This window comes from Streptomyces anulatus, from assembly GCF_014650675.1.
Taxonomy (GTDB): domain Bacteria; phylum Actinomycetota; class Actinomycetes; order Streptomycetales; family Streptomycetaceae; genus Streptomyces; species Streptomyces anulatus.
This window is the reverse complement of sequence record NZ_BMVK01000022.1, coordinates 22,223-40,024: the sequence shown is the minus strand read 5'-3', so window position 1 is coordinate 40,024 and position 17,802 is coordinate 22,223. Positions and strand designations below refer to the sequence as shown.

Here is a 17,802-nt window from a genome sequence, read left to right as displayed (position 1 = left end):
CGCTTCGAGCCGCCGCGGGGGCCGCGTCGGGGTCCGTCGGACCGCTGGGTTCCGAGGGGACCCACAGCCCTCATCACCGCTGCTGCGCAAGGCGGTTCGGATGTCGATCAGGGGTGCTGTGTCTCCTGTGTCCGCCCCGTCGCGGGCGTGTCGGGTCGGCTGCGCCCTGCCGATCCGCCGTGGCGGGGGCATGTGTCGGCGGCACGCCGGGCCGACGGTGGAGCCGGTGCGGATGCGGCGTCATGCGGGTCCTGGGGCGCCCGACGTGATTCTTGCCACTCACTTAGTATTCGTATAGCCTCCTGCCGGACAGCTCGATTCACAGGCCTCTTTTCCGGGGCTCAAATCTCGCTGGGGTGGTGGATTCCGTGTATCTCATCTGGTTCCTGCACAGGGTGCCCAGGTCACGCGAAGAGGATTTCCGCGCCGTCGTCCACGACGCCGTGGAAGTGTTCCGGCGACACGGCGCCATCGGCGGCACCGTGATGGAGGTGAGCGACCCCGAGGCGAAATACGGCTGCTCGGACATCGCCTCCGGTGTCGACGTGGCACCGGACGAGGTGGTCTACGCCGAACTCACCTACTTCCACGACCGGGCGCACTACGACGAGGTCATGCCGAGGGTCGACGCCGATCCCGAGTTGATGGAGCTCTACGAAAAGCTCGTGGAAACCGTCGATATCTCAAGAATTCTGCGCAGCGAGATGAGCACCGTATTCGAGCTGATGAACACCGAGGAGCACGCCAAGTACCGGCGGACTCCGCACAGGCATTGGCATCCGGCGCACCAGGAGACAGCGTGACGACTGAACACCAGGACGGGACCGATTCGGCGACAGCCGAACCCCCATGGAACTTACGGGCCGTCACCTGGTTGTCCGGCACCCAGTTCTTCATGTTCGGCATCGCCATCGGTGTGATGACCGTGGCCTGGGCGGAGGTCATCCGTTCCCTCGACCTGAGTGACGGGTTCTTCGGCACCGCGCACCTGCTGTTGCCGGTCGTCGGACTGCTGACGCTGCTCGCCGCCAAGCGGATCTACCGCTACCTGGATCACCGCTGGATCGGCATCTACGGCCAACTCGCCCTCATCGGGCTGCTCGTGATGCTGGCCGTGAGCGACCACTTCGTGGGTCTGCTGATCGCCTTCGTCCTCGCCGGCCTCGGGTCCGCACTGGTCGACACCGCCACCAACAGCGTGTTCATGGAGATCCAGGCCCGCAGCGGCCGCGAAGTGATGAACATGATGTACGCGATCAACAGCGGCGGCACGGTCATCAGCGCCCTCGGCGCGGGCGCACTGATCAGCCTGGGCATGGACTACCGCTGGGTCGCCGTGCTGTTCGCCGTCATCATGGCGCCGGTGCTCCTCGCCTCCTTCGTGATCAAGTACCCGCCGGTCAACCAGGACGAGCCCGAGGAGACGCCGAGCGGCTCGGAGGCGGAGGGCGACATCGGCCTCATCAAGCTGATGCGCAACCCGCTGTTCCGCGTGGTCTTCGTGATGACCGTCCTCGGCATCGCGGTCGAGAGCATCGTCCAGGTCTGGTCGGTCATCTACGTCGACCAGCTCCTCGACGCCCCCATCGTCTACGGCGGCGCGGCGTTCGCCCTCTTCAGCCTCACGATGATGATCGGCCGCATGATCAACGCCTGGCTGGTGGCCTCCCTCGGCATCCGCAGGTCGTTCCTGATCTCCGCGATCGGAACCGCCCTGTCCGGCGCCCTGCTGATGGGCGCCTTCGACCTGTGGCTGTCCGTCTTCGCCTTCCTGCTCATGGGCATCGCCATCGCCGGCGTACAGCCCACCTGCCTCAGCGCCGCGGCCCGGGTGGCGCCCAGCCGCGTCAACATCGTCGCGGCGGCCATGATGGTGCCCGCGTACGCCGCGTTCATCGCGACGCCGACCGCCTACGGGTGGCTCTCCGACGCCACCTCCCTGAACACCGCCATGGTGCTCGTCGTGGCCGCGGGCGTCGGGGTCGGCGTGCTCGCCCTGAGCCGCCCGATCGTGGAGGCCGACCGCGCGGCGGCGGCGCCGGCCGAGACCGGGGACTCCACGCTCACCGCACAGACCTGACCGGCCCGTCCCCGCCGCGTACCACCCGCACATCTCCACCTCGCCCGGCCCCGCGCACTCCCCTCCCCGTCCACGCACAGAAGCGGAGTTCATGATGAGCGGATCGCTCAGCGCCCTCGGAACGGCATCGCGTACGGCACGCACGGCGAGGCTGGACCGGGTTCTCCCGGCGACGCCCGACGAGGTGTGGCGGGCCTGGACCGAACCGGACCGGCTGCCCCACTGGTTCGGTCCGGTCCTCAAGGGCATACCGGGGCCCGACGTGGAGTACGTCCTCGAGGGGCGCGGCGCGCACGGCGACACCATCGTCTGCCGCGTTCTCTCCTGGGAGCCGTCCACCCGGCTGCGGGTGACCTGGCGCTACACCGGCGAGACGGAGTCCGAGCTGCGGCTTGACCTGTCGCCCACGGAGGACGGCGGCACCCGACTGCTCCTGGAGCACGTGGGGTTCGGCCCGGAGGCCGACCCGGTCGACTACGCGGCCGGCTGGCACATGTACACCGACAACCTGGAAGCACACCTCGCCGGTACACCCGGGGTGGCGGACTCCGACGCGCGCTGGATGGAACTGATGCCCGTCTACGCGGCGGCATCCGCCGACTGAGTCTCGAACAGAACAGATCAGAACAGAGCAAGGAGAGAGCACGACATGAGCACCACCGACGAGAACGGCACCCCCCAGGACGCCGTTCAGGTCCCCGACATCCTGCATTCCACCCTGGTCCGCGCGGCGCCCGACGCCGTGTTCGACCTGCTGTCCAGCGGCACGGGCTGGGACAAGTGGTTCACCAACGGCTCGGCCTTCGGCCCGTCCGAGGGCAGCCCGGTGCACCTGGTCTGGCGCGGGTGGACGGACGACGGCAGCGAAGTCACCGACGACGGGGTGGTCATGGAGTGCGTGCCGAACGAACGCTTCGCGTTCACCTGGGGCACACCGCCCTCGCTGGTCACCTTCACCACCGCGGAGCACCCGGACGGCACCTGGCTCACGGTGGTGGAGACCGGATTGCCGCAGACCGCGGCCGGTCTCGCCCGGTTCGGGGAGTGCGCACCCGGGTGGGGCGAGGCCCTGACGCTCGTCCGCTGCTATGCCGAACACGGAATCCGCCTGTCCACCTGAGCGGGCACCGCCCCCGCTGACCCAGGAGCTGATGTCCATGACAGACCCCCGCACACCATCACGTGTCGCTCTGATCACCGGCGCCAGTACCGGGCTCGGCGAGACCGTCGCCGAGTTCCTCGGCGGCGCCGGCTGGCGACTGGTGCTCACCGCGCGGACCGAGTCCGACCTGACGGCGGTCGCCAAGCGGCTCACCGACCGGGGCGTCACCGTCGTCGCGGTGGCGGGGGACGTGGGGGAGGCCGCGCACCGGGAGCGGCTGATCGCGGAGGCAGGTTCCCTCGGACGCCTCGACTGGCTGGTGAACAACGCCTCCCAGATGGGGGTCAGCCCGATCAGGCCGCTGCTCGACCACCCGGTGGACGTCTTCGAGAAGGTGCTCCGCACCAATGTGGTCGCCCCCGTGGCACTGGCGCAGCTCGCCCTGCCGCTGCTGCGGGACAGCGGCGGACTGGTGGTCAACCTGTCCAGCGAGGCGGCCGTGGACGTGTTCCCGTGCGCGGGCATCTACGGGGCCAGCAAGGCCGCCCTCGACCAGGCCTCGCGCATCATCGCGGCGGAACTGGCCGACACCGGCGTGGGGATCACCTCCGTCGACCCGGGCGGCATACGCACGCGCGGCTACGCCGAGGCGGAGCCCGGCTTCGATCTGTCGGGCGTGCCGACCCCGGACGTGACGCTGCCGTTCTGGAAGTGGCTGGCACAGACCTCGTCCGGGGAGGTCTCCGGGCGGCGGTACCTGGCGCAGGCCGGACCGTGGGACGCCCGGTGAGCCCCCGGCCGGAGGCGGACGACGGGTACGGGGCTCCGTACAGCGCGCTCGCCCAGGTCTACGACCGGTGGATGGCCGCCGACCGTGTCCCGTACGACCAGTGGCTCACCTTCACGGGGAAACGATTCGCCGAGTCCGGTCTCCAGGTGCGGAACGTACTCGACGTCGCCTGCGGCACCGGTATGACGATCAAGGCCCTGCAGGACCACGGCTACGAGGTCACCGGGGTCGACGCGTCCGACGCGATGCTGGACGTGGCCCGCGCCCGCACGGCCCCCGGAACCGAACTGCTCTGCCTGGCCGTGCCCGACGAACGGCTCGCGGAACTGGGGCCCTTCGACGCCGCCCTCGTCTGTTTCGACGGGGCGAACTACCTGACGGGCCAGGACGCGCTGGCCACCACCCTGCACCAGCTCGCCCGGACACTCCGGCCGGGCGGGGTGCTCGTGTTCGACCTGAGCACCCGGCGCACCTTCGAGGAGATCGCCGCCGCCGGCGAGTTCGGCGAGGACTTCGGCGACTTCGCCTACATCTGGAACACCCGGCACGAGCCGGACACACCCGCGTACGAATACCTCGTGTCGCTCTTCGTGGCCGAGGGCGAGCTGTTCCGGCGATCGGTCGAGCAGCACGCGCAGCGCCACTTCTCCCGCGACGAGGTCCGGAACGCGCTGCGCGCCACCGGATTCACCGACATCGCCGTCTCGGACAACTACACCGAACGCGACGTGACCGACTCCACCCGGCGGGAGACCTGGAGCGCCCGCCGCACGACCGGCCCAATCCCACGATGACGCCCAGGGGGCTGAAGATGCTGCGCCGTTTGTGCACCGCCACGCTCGCCACCGCCATGTTCTGCGGACTGATGACCGGCGCCGCCTCGCAGGCCGGGGCCGACGGACGGCTCGACGTGGTCGCCGAGAACCTGGTGACCCCGCGCGGGCTCACCTGGGACGCCCACGCCGGGCGTGTCCTGGTCACCGAGGCCGGCCGGGGCGGACCCGGTCCGTGCGCGCCCGGTGTGGGCGGATACCCCGCCTGCTTCGGCGCCACCGGGGCCATCACCTCGTACACCCCGGGGAAGAGGCACGGGACCGAACGCATCGCCACCGGTCTCCCCTCGGTGATCAACGAGTTCAGTGTGCTCGGACTGCACGACATCGACGCGAGCCGCGGGCGGATCTCCGTCGTCTTCGGCCTCGGCGGCGAGATGGCCACCCGCAACGGTCTGGGCCCTGCCGCACGGGGGCTCGCGCAGACCGGCACCATCGACCGCAAGGGCCGCCTCCACCCGGTCGGAGACCTTCTCGCGTTCGAGCAGCGGTACAACCCCCACCGTGCCGACGTCAACGCCAACGCGTACGGGATCGTCCGGGTTCCGGGCGGCACCCTGGTGGCGGAGGCCGGCGGCAACAACATCCTGTCGGTGGCCGACAACGGGTCGGTCCGCATGGTGGCCCTGATGCCCGACCAGACCGTCGACGGCAAGCCGCTCGAGTCCGTGCCGTCGGCCATCGTGAAGGGGCCCGACGGCGCCTTCTACATCAGTGAGTACAGCGGCGAGCCGACCCAGCTGGGCAAGGCCCGGATCTGGCGCATGGCGCCCGGACGGAAGCCGGTCGTCGTGACGAGCGGGTTCACCGGCGTCATCGACCTCGCCTTCGACCGCCAGGGACGGATGCTGGTCCTCGAACTGGCCGAGAAGGGCTTCGACTCGCCCGACCGCACCGGGCGGCTGGTGCGCGTCGAGAGGGACGGAGGCCGGACGGTCCTGGCGCGCGAGGGACTGGAGCACCCCGGAGGGGTCACCGTCGCTCCCGACGGCGACATCTATCTGACCAACCGGACGACCTCGCTCGGCGAGGCGAACGGGCAACTCCTCCGACTGCGCCCGGGCCGGCAGTGACCGGCGGGGCCGCCGACGGACACGTGAAACGTCCCTCGGCGGCCCCCGGCAGCGGTGGCGTCAGACGTCGCAGTGGCCGCAGCCGTCCTCTTCGGCCCGGTCGCCGTAGTCGTCGTGGTGACGGACCCAGTTCATGATCCCGGCCTCCTCCTGGCGCCCGAGAGGGGTCAGGTCGAGGTAGTTGAAGGTGCCGTTGAGAAGATCGGTGCCGCGCGAGTACGTCGAGTAGGTGTGGAACACCCGGTCGTCCTCGCGGAGAAAGACGCTCAGGCCGTGCTGCTCGCCGCTCAGGGCCCAGGATCCGATTCCGGCTTCCCGCAGTTCGTCCTTCGTGCGGAAGTTGAAGAGAACGGGCGCCACGGATTCATCCATGGTGACGTGGAAATCGTAGTTGAAAGACGTTCCGTGGGAGGAGAACCAGGGGAAATCCCACCCCATGCGTTCGCGGAATTTCGTGATGTTCGCGAGAGGCGCGCGGGAGACCGCGGCGAATGACGTACGGGCCGCGTGCAGATGCGCCAGGTGGCCGATGTTGTCGGCGAGGAGCGAACACCCCGTACAGCCGGCGTCCCAGTCGGGCGCCAGCATGAAGTGATACACGATGAGTTGGCTGCGGCCGTCGAACAGGTCGACGAGACGTGCCGCGCCGTTCGGGCCGTCGAAGACGTACGGCTCGGTGATCTCGACCATCGGCAGAGCCCGGCGCTGTGCGCTGAGCGCGTCCCGTTCCCGGTCGAACTGCTTCTCCCGCGCCAGCAGTTCCTTCCGGGCCGCTAACCATTCTTCTCTTGACACAATCGCCGGACTGTTCATTCCGGGCCTCGCCTTCGTCGTGCTTTACCAGCAGAGGGAACCCTACCGGAAGAGCGTCGGACGCAGCGTTCGGTCACCGGTGCCGGCACCCGGTGCATTCGCGCCCGGACCGGGCGTCGAAACCACGCTCCCACGAGCCGGCGCACGGACCGGGAATAGGGAGCGCACATTTCGAGTGGACAACGGACCGGAAGCGCCGGGTACATTCGGCATGGCTTTTCCGTACCGGCTTGAGGCACCCAAACGAGGGGGTACCGCACAGTGACGGCTGGATTACGTGCGCTCCGGCGCCGAATATTGACCCCCGCCCTGTCCAGCACCAGTCTGGAAGTACGCGGATTCAGGAAAAAGAACCCAACGGCCCAGGAACTGCTGGAAACCGTGGGCAGAAGCTTCCTCGAAGGCTATGGGCGGATCGTCGAAGCGCCGGATTCGCAAGCCGCGGAGCCCCGACTGGAAGCGATTCCCAGGGAGTTCCGGGGATTCGCCTACGAGGGCGCGGCCATGGCGTGCTCCATCATGGACGCGCTGCCCGGCAGCGGGGGCCGGCGCCTGAGCGGTCTGCTGGCCGGACGCGGCGGTGCGCACACGTACATGGCCTACGTCGGCATCGGCTGGGCCATGGCCCGGCTGCCCCGCATGCTGCACCCGGACACAGAGGACACGGACCCGCTTCTGCGGTGGCTGATTCTGGACGGATACGGCTTTCACCAGGCCTACTTCCACACCGACCGCTACGTTCGCGGGCAGCATCGCGAGCGGAAGCTGCCGTGGCCCGAGGACCAGGCCTCCTACGCGCACCGCGCGGTGGACCAGGGGATCGGCCGGGCGCTCTGGTTCGTCGGCGGCACCGACGTCGACGCCGTCCTGGCGCTCGTCGACGCCTTCCCGCCGGCCCGACGCGGCGACCTGTTCAGCGGCGTGGGACTGGCCGCGACCTACGCGGGCGGCGCCGGTGCGGACGAGCTCCTGCGCTTGCGGGAGGGCGTCGGCGCGTACCGGCCGCAGCTCCTCCAGGGCTCGGCGTTCGCCGCGGAGGCGCGCGAGCACGCGGGACTGACGGTGCCTCACACCCACCTCGCCACCGAGGTGCTGTGCGGCATGAAACCGCACGAGGCGGCAGGAGTCTGCCGGGAACAGCGGCCGGGCGCGTCCGACCGGGTGGACATGCCCGCGTACGAGACATGGCGTCAAGGCATAGCCGGAGCACTCGTTTCCGAGGGAAGGAGCTAGTCACATGTCAACCGTGCGATCCCGCCTTTATCTCAAGCTCCCCGGAATCGTCGCCGTCCTGCTCATGGTGGTGACCTATGTCGTGGTGCGCCCCGCGACACCGTCCGCGGCGCAGACGGAGGAGCTGGCGAGCTCCTTCGCCTTCACCCCGAAGACCATCGCCATGCCCGCGGGCCACGACCAGCAGGAGATCCGCGAGGTCAACAAGGCGTACAAACATATCGAGGCGTGGATCTCCTCGGTGGGCGCCGGCATCGCCATGAACGACGTCGACGGCGACGGCTTCTCCAACGATCTCTGCGTCACCGACCCTCGGATCGACCAGGTCGTCGTGACGCCCGCGCCCGACGAACGCGGCGACCGCTACACGCCGTTCGTCCTCGACCCCGCCCCGCTCCCGATGGACGACGTGATGGCCCCGATGGGCTGCGTCGCCGGTGACTTCAACGAGGACGGGCACAGCGACCTGCTCGTCTACTACTGGGGCCGCACCCCGGTCGTCTTCCAGGCCCGGTCGGGCCGGGACGACATGACCGCCGACTCCTTCGAGCCCGTCGAGCTGATCGCCGGCGTGGGCAAGGCGCGTTACACCGGGCCCCGTTGGCACAGCAACGCGGTGACGATCGCCGACTTCGACGGCGACGGCCACGACGACGTCTTCATCGGCAACTACTTCCCGGACAGCCCCGTCCTCGACCCCTCGGTGCGGGGCGGCGTGGTCATGAACGACTCGCTGTCCAACGCCCTCAACGGCGGCGAGGACCACATCCTGCGGTGGACCGAGAACGGCTTCGTCGAGGCCGAGGACGTCATGCCCCGCGACATGCGCATCGGCTGGACGCTCGGCGCCGCCGCCACCGACCTCGACGGCGACCAGCTGCCCGAGCTGTACGTCGCCCACGACTTCGGCACCTCGCGTCTGCTGCAGAACAGGTCGAAGCCCGGCCGGATCGCGTTCGCCGAGGTGAAGGGCGCGCACCATCCGATGGTGCCCAAGTCCAAGCGGATCGGCGCCAGTTCCTTCAAGGGGATGGGCATCGACTTCGGGGACCTGAACCAGGACGGGCTGTACGACATGTTCGTCTCCAACATCACCACCTCCTTCGGCCTCCAGGAGAGCAACTTCGCGTTCATGAGCACCGCCGACGGCACGGACGACGTGCGTACCCGGATGAGCCGGGGCGAAGCGCCGTACGTGGACCGCAGCGGCCCCCTCAACCTCGCCTGGTCGGGCTGGGGCTGGGACGTGAAGATGGGCGACTTCGACAACGACAGCCGGCTGGAGATCACCCAGGCCACCGGCTTCGTCAAGGGCCGGAACAACCGCTGGGCCCAGCTGCAGGAGCTGGCCACCGCCAACGACGGCCTGGTCGCCCACCCCGGCTGGTGGCCCCACGTCAGGAAGGGCGACGACCTGGCCGGGGACCAGACCATGCGGTTCTTCGCCCGGACCCCGGACGGCGACTACGCGAACCTGTCCGACCGGCTCGGCCTGGCCGTGCCCATCCCCACCCGTGGGATCGCCGTCGGGGACTCCAACGGCGACGGCAGGCTCGACCTGGCGGTGGCACGGCAGTGGGGCGAACCCGGCTTCTACCTGAACGAGAGCCGCACCGCCGGCGACTTCCTCGGCCTGAAGCTGACCCACCCCTCCGGATCACCGGTCGTCGACGCCCAGGTGACCGTGACCCTGCCCGACGGCACCCGGCGGGTCAGCCGTGTCGACGGCGGCGGCGGACACTCCGGCAAGCGCAGCCACGACGTGCACATCGGCCTCGGTGAGCAGAAGGGCACACCGCTGCCGGTCCGCCTGAAGTGGCGCGACCGCTCCGGCGAGGTCCACGAGAAAGACCTGCGGCTGGCCCCCGGATGGCACGACCTCCAGCTCGCGACCGACGTCAAGGAGAAGTGACCGCGATGACCGAGGTACCCACCACACCCCCACGGCACGACCCGAAGATCGTCACCGCGCTGCGTCGGTTCGCCATCTCGATCACCGTGCTCAACATCGCCGGCTACACCGTGCTCGGCTTCGAACAGCCCTGGCTGTGGCCCATCCTGGCGGTCGCCGTCGGCTACACCGTCGAAACGGTCCTGGAGTACATCGGAGCCCGGGTCGAGAAGCGCCGGCCGCGCTTCGCCGGGAGCGGTGCGAAGGGGATCCTGGAGTTCCTCTACCCCAGCCACATCACCGCGCTCGCCGTCAACATGCTGCTGTACGTGAACGACCGGCTGTGGGTGATGCTCCTCGGCGTCATCATCGCGGTCTCCGCCAAATGGGTCCTGCGCGCACCGGTACGGGGCAGGCCGCGGCACTTCATGAACCCGTCGAACTTCGGCATCGCGGTGGTGCTGCTGCTCTTCCCGTGGGCCAGCATCGCACCCCCGTACCAGTTCACCGAGTACACCGACGGGGCGGTCGACTGGATCATTCCCGCGGTGATCGTCGCCCTGGGGACCCTGCTCAACGCGAAGCTCACCGGACGGATGTGGCTGATCGGCGGCTGGCTGGTGGTCTTCGTGCTCCAGGCCGTGCTGCGCGGAGTGCTCTTCGACACCGCGATCCCGCCGGCGCTGGGCATGATGACCGGGGTGGCCTTCGTCCTGTTCACCAACTACATGGTCACGGACCCGGGCACCACCCCGTCGCGGCCCGTCGCACAGGTCGCCTTCGGCGGCGGCGTCGCCGTGACGTACGGGATCATGACCGGTCTGGGCATCGCGTACGGCCTGTTCTTCGCCACGGCCGTGGTCTGCCTGGTGCGCGGCGGCTACCTCTGGCTGGTGCACCTGCGCACCGAGCAGGCCGGGACGAGCCCGGCCCCGGCGCCGGCCGTCGAGGCCCGGGGCGTCCCGTCGGAGTCCGGGAAGGCGCCGGTGGCGGCATGACACGCGTAGCGATCGTCGGTATGGCCTGCCGGTTCCCGGACGCCGCGTCGCCCCGCGAGCTGTGGGAGAACGCGGTGGCCGGCCGGCGCGCCTTCCGCCGGATCCCCGACGTACGGATGCGCCTGGACGACTACTGGGATCCGGACCCGGCCGCCCCCGACCGCTTCTACGCGCGTACGGCCGCCGTACTGGAGGGCTACGCCTTCGACCGCGTCGCGCACCGGGTCACCGGCAGCACCTACCGCTCGACGGACCTCACGCACTGGCTCGCCCTGGAGACCGCCGGCCGGGCGCTGGCGGACGCCGGATTCCCCGAGGGCGGCGGACTGCCGCGCGCCCGGACCGGCGTCGTCGTCGGCAACACCCTCACCGGGGAGTTCACCCGGGCGAGCGGAATGCGGCTGCGCTGGCCGTACGTACGCCGGGTGTTCGCGGAGGCGCTGCGCGGCCAGGGCTGGGACGAGGACCGGCTCGCCGTGTTCCTCGAAGGCGTCGAGAAGACGTACAAGCAGCCGTTCCCCGCGATCGACGAGGACTCGCTCGCCGGAGCCCTGTCGAACACCATCGCCGGCCGGATCTGCAACTACTTCGGTCTGGGCGGCGGCGGTTACACCGTCGACGGCGCGTGCTCCTCCTCGCTGCTCTCGGTCACCTCCGCCGCCGGCTCCCTGCTTAGCGGGGATCTCGACGTCGCCGTCGCCGGGGGCGTCGACCTGTCCATCGACCCGTTCGAGATCGTCGGCTTCGCCAAGACCGGCGCCCTCGCCCGGTCCGAGATGCGCGTGTACGACCGGGGCTCCAACGGATTCTGGCCCGGCGAGGGCTGCGGCATGGTCGTCCTGATGCGGGAGGAGGACGCCCGCGCGGCCGGCCTGCGCCGCTACGCGACGATCGCCGGATGGGGCGTCTCCTCCGACGGGCAGGGAAGCATCACCCGCCCCGAGTCGGGCGGCTACCGGCTGGCCCTGGCTCGCGCCTACGAACGGGCCGGGTTCGGGATCGGGACCGTGCCGTTCTTCGAGGGGCACGGCACCGGCACCCCGGTGGGCGACGCCAACGAGCTCGGCGCGCTCACCGCCGCCCGTGCGGAGGCCGACCCCGGCGCACCGGCCGCCGCCATCGGTTCCGCCAAGGCGATGATCGGCCACACCAAGGCCGCCGCCGGGGTCGCCGGACTCATCAAGGCCGTGATGGCGGTGGACGCGCGCCTCCTGCCCCCCACCATCGGCTGCCAGGATCCCCACGAGCTGCTCACCGGACCGGGAGCGGGCCTGCGCGCGCTGCGCACCGCGGAGCCGTGGCCCCGGGACATGCCGCTGCGCGCCGGGGTCACCGCGATGGGCTTCGGCGGCATCAACACCCATGTCGTCATCGACAAGGAGGCGCCCGCGCGCCACCGGGCGCCCCATCGGCGTCACCTCATGCTCGCCGGTTCCCTCCAGGACTGCGAACTGCTCCTCCTGGACGGCGAGTCGTCGGCCGAGCTGCGTGAGCGCCTGGCCGCGACGGCCGACCTCGCGCCCCGGCTGTCCTACGCGCAACTCGGCGATCTGGCCCACACCCTCCAGCGCGACCTGCGGGAACTGCCGTGGCGCGCGGCCGTGGTGGTGAGCTCGCCGGACGACGCGGAACGCCGGCTGCGGCAGTTGACCGACGCGCTGGAGCGGGACCCGGGCCGGCTGGTCACCGTCGACGACCGGGCCTTCGTCGGGTGCGTGGGGGGCGAGGCCGGGAACATCGGCTTCCTCTTCCCCGGCCAGGGATCCGGCCGGGGCACCGACGGCGGCGCACTCCGCCGGCGCTTCGCCCAGGCCGCCGAGGTCCACGAGCGGGCCGGGCTGCCCGGGGACGGGGACCCGGTGGCGACCGACGTGGCGCAGCCGCGGATCGTCACCGCCGCCACCGCCGGGCTGCGCGTGCTCGACTGGCTCGGCGTGGAGGCGGAGTCGGCCGTCGGGCACAGTCTGGGCGAACTCGTCGCCCTGCACTGGGCGGGAGCCCTGGACGAGGCGCTGCTGTCGCAGGCGGCCCGGGTGCGCGGCGAGGCCATGGCCACGTACGGCGAGCCCGGCACCATGGCGTCCCTGTCGGCCACCCCCGAGCGGGTACGGGAGCTGACGTACGGCATCGACGTGGTCATCGCCGGGTACAACGGCCCCGAGCGGACGGTCGTCGCCGGACCGGCCGGGGCCGTGGCCGCAGTGACGGAGCAGGCCTCCCGGCAGGGCGTCGTCTGTACGCCGCTCGCGGTGTCCCACGCCTTCCACTCCCCGCTGGTCGCATCGGCCGCCGACGTCTTCGGGGGCTGGCTGGTCGACACGCGGTTCGGGCCGGTGCGGCGCCGCGTGCTGTCCACCGTGACCGGGCGGGAGCTGGCCGAGGACACCGACCTCTGCAAGCTGCTGCACCGGCAGATCACCGAGCCGGTGCTCTTCACCAAGGCGGTCCAGGAGGCGGCCCGGGACGTCGACCTCTTCGTGGAGGTGGGGCCGGGCCAGGTGCTCAGCTCCCTGGCCACGGGCGCGACCGGCGTTCCCTCCGTCGCGCTGGACACGGACGAGCAGTCCTTGCGCGGTCTGCTCCGGGTCGCCGGAGCCGCGTACGTGATCGGCGCCCCGCTGATGCACGAGCGGCTGTTCACGGACCGGCTCACCCGGCCCCTGGACCTCGACGCCGGGTTCGACTTCCTGGCGAGCCCCTGCGAGAGCGTCGCCCCCGACGGGCTGTCGGCCGTGCCGGCCCCGGGGGAGCGGCCTGCGAACGGAGCCGGGCCGGCCGACGGGGGGACACACGCGACCGGCGACGGCGGGCCGGGTGCCGGCGCCGGCGAACCGGTGGGCGGCGAGGGGCAGTCGGCCATCGAGGTGCTGCGCGCCCTGGTGGCCGAGCGGACCGAACTCCCCGTGGAGCTCGTGCGGGACGACAGCAGCCTCCTGGACGACCTGCACATGAGCTCCATCACCGTGGGGCAGATCGTCAACCAGGCGGCCACCCGCCTCGGCCTCGCCACCGCCCACGCCCCGGCCAACTTCGCCACCGCCACCCTGGCCGAACTCGGCGAGGCCCTGGAGTCGTTGGCCGACATCGGCCCGGACGGTGGCGCCGGGAGGCCCCCGGCCGTACTGGGCGCCGCCTCCTGGGTGCGGGCCTTCGCCGTGGACCTGGACGAGGAGCCGCCCGCGGCGGTCCGGACCGAAGCGTCCGACGGTGACTGGGAGGTGTTCGCGGCAGCCGATCACCCGTACGCCGAGGAGCTGCGGACCGCGCTCCGCAGCGCCCGCGTGGGGCCCGGCGTCCTGGTGTGCCTGCCGCCGAGGTGTCCCGGCGACCGGCTGACACCGGCGCTCGACGGCGCCCGGCGGGCCCTCGCGGGCGAGGCCGGGCAGCGGTTCGTCCTGGTCCAGGAAGGTCTCGGCGCGGCCGGCCTCGCCAAGTCCCTTCACCTGGAGGCCGCCCACTTGCGCACCACGGTCGTGGACACCCCGGCGGTCGACGGGGTCGTGGACCGGATCGTCGCCGAGGTGGCGGCGACCACGCGGTTCACGGAGGCCTGCTACGACGCCGCCGGGACCCGCCGGGTGCCCGTACTGCGGGTGCTGCCGGTGCGCGGTGAGCGCACCGACGAGGTGCTGGACTCCACCGACGTCATCCTGGTGACCGGGGGAGGCAAGGGCATCACCGCCGAGTGCGCGCTCGCGGTGGCCGACCGGACCGGGGCCGCCGTGGCGGTCGTGGGCCGCTCCGACCCGGCCCACGACGAGGCCCTCGCCGCGAACCTGCGGCGGATGGCCGACCGGGGCGTCCGGGTGGGCTACGCCCGCGCGGACGTCACCGACCCGGAACGGGTGAGCGCGGCGGTCGCCGAACTGACCGCCGGACTCGGGCCCGTCACCGCGGTGCTGCACGGCGCCGGACGCAACGAACCCGCCGCACTCGCCGATCTGACCGAGGAGGACTTCCAGCGGACCCTGGCACCGAAGGTCGACGGACTGCTGGCCGTCCTCAAGGCGGTCGACCCGAGCGCCCTGAAGCTGCTCGTCTGCTTCGGCAGCGTGATCGGGCGCACCGGACTGCGCGGCGAGGCGCACTACGCCACCGCCAACGAACGGCTCGCCGACCTCGCCGAGCGGTTCGCCGACGCGTCGCCGCACTGCCGCGTGCGATGTGTGGAGTGGTCCGTGTGGTCCGGTGTCGGCATGGGCGAGAAGCTGTCCGTCGTCGAGTCCCTGGCCCGCGAGGGCATCACGCCGATCTCCCCGGACCGGGGTGTGGAGATGCTGCTGCGTCTGATCGCCGATCCTGACGCCCCGCCGGTCACCGTCGTCACCGGCCGCACGGGGGAGATGGAAACACTGCGCCGGGAGCTGCCGCCGCTGCCCCTGCACCGGTTCACCGTCGCCCCGATCGTCCGCTACCACGGCGCCGAGCTGGTCACGGAGGCGGAGCTGAACGTGGGCACCGACCCGTACCTCGGTGACCACCTGCTCGACGGCAACATGCTGCTCCCCGCCGTGATCGGCATGGAGGCGATGTGCCAGGTGGCCGCCGCGGCCACCGGGTGGAGCGGCGTCCCGGTCCTGGAGGACGTGCGGTTCCTGCGCCCCGTCGTGGTGCCCCCCGACGGCACGGCCCGGGTGCGGATCGCCGCCACCGTCACGGACGCGGACACGGTGGAGGTCGTCCTGCACGCGGAGGAGTCCGGATTCGTCGCGGAGCACTTCCGGGCACGGTTGGTGTACTCCGGCCCGCCGGTCCCCGAAGGCCCGCCCACGCCCCGCGGGCCGGGCCTCGGGGACGTACCGCTGGATCCGGCGGCGGACCTGTACGGCGACGTGCTCTTCCAGGGCGACCGCTTCCGACGGTTGCGCCGCTTCCACCGCGTCTCGGCACGGCACGTGGACGCGGATCTGTCGGTGGACGAGGTGCCGGACTGGTTCGCCGCCTACCTCCCGGGCGGGCTGCTTCTGGCCGATCCGGGCATGCGGGACGCGCTGATGCACGGCAACCAGGTGTGCGTCCCCGATGCCACCCTGCTGCCGTCGGGCATCGACCGGTTGTACCCGCTCGCCGCGGGCGCCGATGTGCCGAAGGAGCTCCGCTACACGGCGGTCGAGCGGGCTCGCGAGGGCAGCACGTACGTGTACGACATCGCCGCCCACGCCCCCGACGGACGTGTCGTGGAGCGGTGGGAGGGGCTGCGCCTGACGGCGGTGCGCAAGAGGACGCGGAGCGGTTCGTGGGCCGCGCCCCTGCTCGCGTCCCACATGGAACGAACCGTGGAGGAACTGACCGGGCGGCGGGTCGCCCTGGCGGTGGAACCGGACGAGGGGCACGGGCCGGGCGAGGCGCCGGCGGACGCCGGTGTGCGGCGTTCGCTGACGGCGCGGGCCGCGAGCCGTGCTCTGGGCGCTCCGGCCACTGTCACCTACCGGCCTGACGGGCGGCCCGAGCTTTCGGACGGCTCGGTCGTGTCCGCCTCGCACATGGCCGGATGGACGCTGTGCGCGGTGGCCGAAGCCGCCGCTGTGGGCTGCGACATCGAACGCGTCGTGGCCAGGCCGACAGCCGAGTGGGAAGGGCTTCTCGGCGTGCACGCCCCGCTGGCCGCGTTGGCGGCGAAGGAGACGGGAGACAGTTACGACACCGCTGCCACCGCCGTGTGGACCGCCCTCGAATGCCTGCAGAAGGCCGGCCTCACCACGCACGCCCCGCTCTCGCTGACACCGCGCACCGTCGACGACTGGACGGTGTTCGCCTCGGGCGGACTGCGCGTAGCGGTCCTGGCGGCCCGGCTCAAGGGTGTGCCGGATCCGGTGGCGGTCGCGGTCCTCGTCGCGGCGGAGTCACGCCCGTGACGGTCGCCCCGGACCCCTGTGCACCTGCCGAATCCGTGCGGCCGGCTCCGCACCGCTCTGAAGGAAGGGAGAGGTTCGTGGCGGACCACTTCGAGTACCGGCATGTCGTCGGCTTCGAGGAGACCAACCTCGTCGGCAACGTCTACTACGTCAACTACCTCCGCTGGCAGGGGAGGTGCCGTGAGATGTTCCTGAGGACCCATGCCCCGGAGGTGCTCGCCGACATCCTCGCGGACCTCAAGCTGTTCACCCTGAAGGTCGACTGCGAGTTCTTCGCCGAGATCGGCGTGTTCGACGAGCTGTCCATCAGGATGAGACTGACCGAAATCCGGCAGACCCAGCTGGAGTTCACCTTCGACTATGTCCGACTCGACCCCGAGGGGTCCGAGCGACTGGTCGCCCGGGGCAGGCAGCGGGTCGCGTTCATGCGGGGCCCGAACACGGCCACGGTCCCGACTCCCGTGCCCGAACCGCTGGTCCGGGCACTGGAGGCGTACGCTCCGTCGCCCCGGCCCGGGTGGAGCGCGTGACCGGCCCCCGCGAGAGCGCCCTCCCGCTGCCGACGCGGCGGGAGGCGGACGCGAAGGAGCTGCGCCGCGCGTTCGCGGAGTTCGCCACCGGGGTCACCGTGGTGACGGTGGGCGGGTCCTCCCCGCGCGGCATGACGGCGAACTCCTTCACCTCCGTGTCCATGCGCCCGCCGCTGCTGCTCGTCTGCGTCCACAACGACGCCGTCATGCGGCAGGCCCTCCACCCCGCGCGGCACTTCGGAGTGTCGGTGCTCAGCGCCGCCCAGGAGGCCGTGGCCCGGCACTTCGCCGACGACTCCCGCCCTGCGGGCCTGCGGCAGTTCGACGCGGTCGGCTGGTCCCCCGGCGCCACCACCTCGGTCCCCCTGATCGACGGAGCGCTGGCGCGCTTCGAGTGCGAGAAGTGGCGTGCGTACGACGGCGGGGATCACACGATCCTCGTCGGCGCGGTGGTCGGCTGGAACCGGCCGCCGACGGTGGACGCGGGGTCCACGGGTCCGGGAACGGCCGAGGACGCTCTGCTGTACTTCCGCGGCCGGTTCCGGGAGCACGGCCTCGGGGCCGAGGAGCCGTCGCCCCGGTGAGGCGGGGGCCCGGGCGGGGC

The 17,802-nt window shown here is 71.3% G+C and carries 14 protein-coding genes; 13 read left to right on the top strand and 1 reads right to left on the bottom strand.

The features are described from left to right. Positions 1-368: 368 nt before the first annotated feature. From IE272_RS34730 to IE272_RS34700, 7 genes are all read left to right on the top strand, one after another. Positions 369-803: a DUF1428 family protein gene (locus IE272_RS34730; protein WP_032791873.1), complete on the top strand. Its 435-nt coding sequence runs from the start codon at positions 369-371 to the stop codon at positions 801-803. A gap of 71 nt (positions 804-874) precedes the next feature. Beyond that, positions 875-2,080, top strand: coding sequence for an MFS transporter (locus IE272_RS34725; protein WP_229897939.1), 1,206 nt, complete (start codon positions 875-877; stop codon positions 2,078-2,080). 94 nt (positions 2,081-2,174) lie between these two features. Further along, complete coding sequence (locus tag IE272_RS34720) at positions 2,175-2,684, top strand: SRPBCC domain-containing protein (RefSeq protein ID WP_229897937.1); 510 nt, start codon at positions 2,175-2,177, stop codon at positions 2,682-2,684. 45 nt (positions 2,685-2,729) lie between these two features. Then, on the top strand, positions 2,730-3,200 hold the full coding sequence (locus IE272_RS34715; RefSeq protein ID WP_190009635.1) for an SRPBCC family protein: 471 nt from the start codon (positions 2,730-2,732) through the stop codon (positions 3,198-3,200). Between the two features lie 37 nt (positions 3,201-3,237). Further along, positions 3,238-3,972: an SDR family NAD(P)-dependent oxidoreductase gene (locus IE272_RS34710; protein ID WP_190009633.1), complete on the top strand. Its 735-nt coding sequence runs from the start codon at positions 3,238-3,240 to the stop codon at positions 3,970-3,972. Continuing rightward, positions 3,969-4,766 (top strand): class I SAM-dependent DNA methyltransferase, encoded by a 798-nt coding sequence (locus tag IE272_RS34705; RefSeq protein WP_143202819.1) that lies wholly within the window; start codon positions 3,969-3,971, stop codon positions 4,764-4,766. Before IE272_RS34710 ends, IE272_RS34705 begins: the two co-directional genes overlap by 4 nt. Next, complete coding sequence (locus IE272_RS34700) at positions 4,763-5,878, top strand: ScyD/ScyE family protein (RefSeq protein ID WP_229897925.1); 1,116 nt, start codon at positions 4,763-4,765, stop codon at positions 5,876-5,878. The genes IE272_RS34705 and IE272_RS34700 overlap by 4 nt, the downstream gene beginning before the upstream one ends. A gap of 60 nt (positions 5,879-5,938) precedes the next feature. Here IE272_RS34700 and IE272_RS34695 read toward each other — a convergent pair whose 3' ends face one another. Next, complete coding sequence (locus IE272_RS34695) at positions 5,939-6,691, bottom strand: DUF899 domain-containing protein (protein ID WP_190009631.1); 753 nt, start codon at positions 6,689-6,691, stop codon at positions 5,939-5,941. A gap of 261 nt (positions 6,692-6,952) precedes the next feature. On the opposite strand from IE272_RS34695, the gene IE272_RS34690 reads away from it, so the two are divergent. The 6 genes from IE272_RS34690 (at position 6,953) to IE272_RS34665 (ending at position 17,782) form a co-directional block, all read left to right on the top strand. Further along, positions 6,953-7,924, top strand: coding sequence for a DUF1702 family protein (locus IE272_RS34690; RefSeq protein WP_056705141.1), 972 nt, complete (start codon positions 6,953-6,955; stop codon positions 7,922-7,924). Positions 7,925-7,928: 4 nt separating this feature from the next. Continuing rightward, positions 7,929-9,836 carry a CRTAC1 family protein gene (locus IE272_RS34685; RefSeq protein WP_190009629.1) on the top strand — a complete coding sequence of 636 codons (1,908 nt, stop codon included), beginning with the start codon at positions 7,929-7,931 and terminating at the stop codon, positions 9,834-9,836. A gap of 5 nt (positions 9,837-9,841) precedes the next feature. Further along, positions 9,842-10,813 carry an enediyne biosynthesis protein gene (locus tag IE272_RS34680; protein ID WP_190009628.1) on the top strand — a complete coding sequence of 324 codons (972 nt, stop codon included), beginning with the start codon at positions 9,842-9,844 and terminating at the stop codon, positions 10,811-10,813. Further along, on the top strand, positions 10,810-16,668 hold the full coding sequence (locus tag IE272_RS34675) for a type I polyketide synthase (RefSeq protein ID WP_190009626.1): 5,859 nt from the start codon (positions 10,810-10,812) through the stop codon (positions 16,666-16,668). The genes IE272_RS34680 and IE272_RS34675 overlap by 4 nt, the downstream gene beginning before the upstream one ends. A gap of 77 nt (positions 16,669-16,745) precedes the next feature. After that, positions 16,746-17,198: an acyl-CoA thioesterase gene (locus IE272_RS34670; RefSeq protein ID WP_050361830.1), complete on the top strand. Its 453-nt coding sequence runs from the start codon at positions 16,746-16,748 to the stop codon at positions 17,196-17,198. Further along, entirely contained in the window at positions 17,195-17,782 is a 588-nt protein-coding gene (locus IE272_RS34665) for a flavin reductase family protein (protein ID WP_373304229.1), read from the top strand. Before IE272_RS34670 ends, IE272_RS34665 begins: the two co-directional genes overlap by 4 nt. The last annotated feature ends 20 nt before the right edge of the window (positions 17,783-17,802 follow it).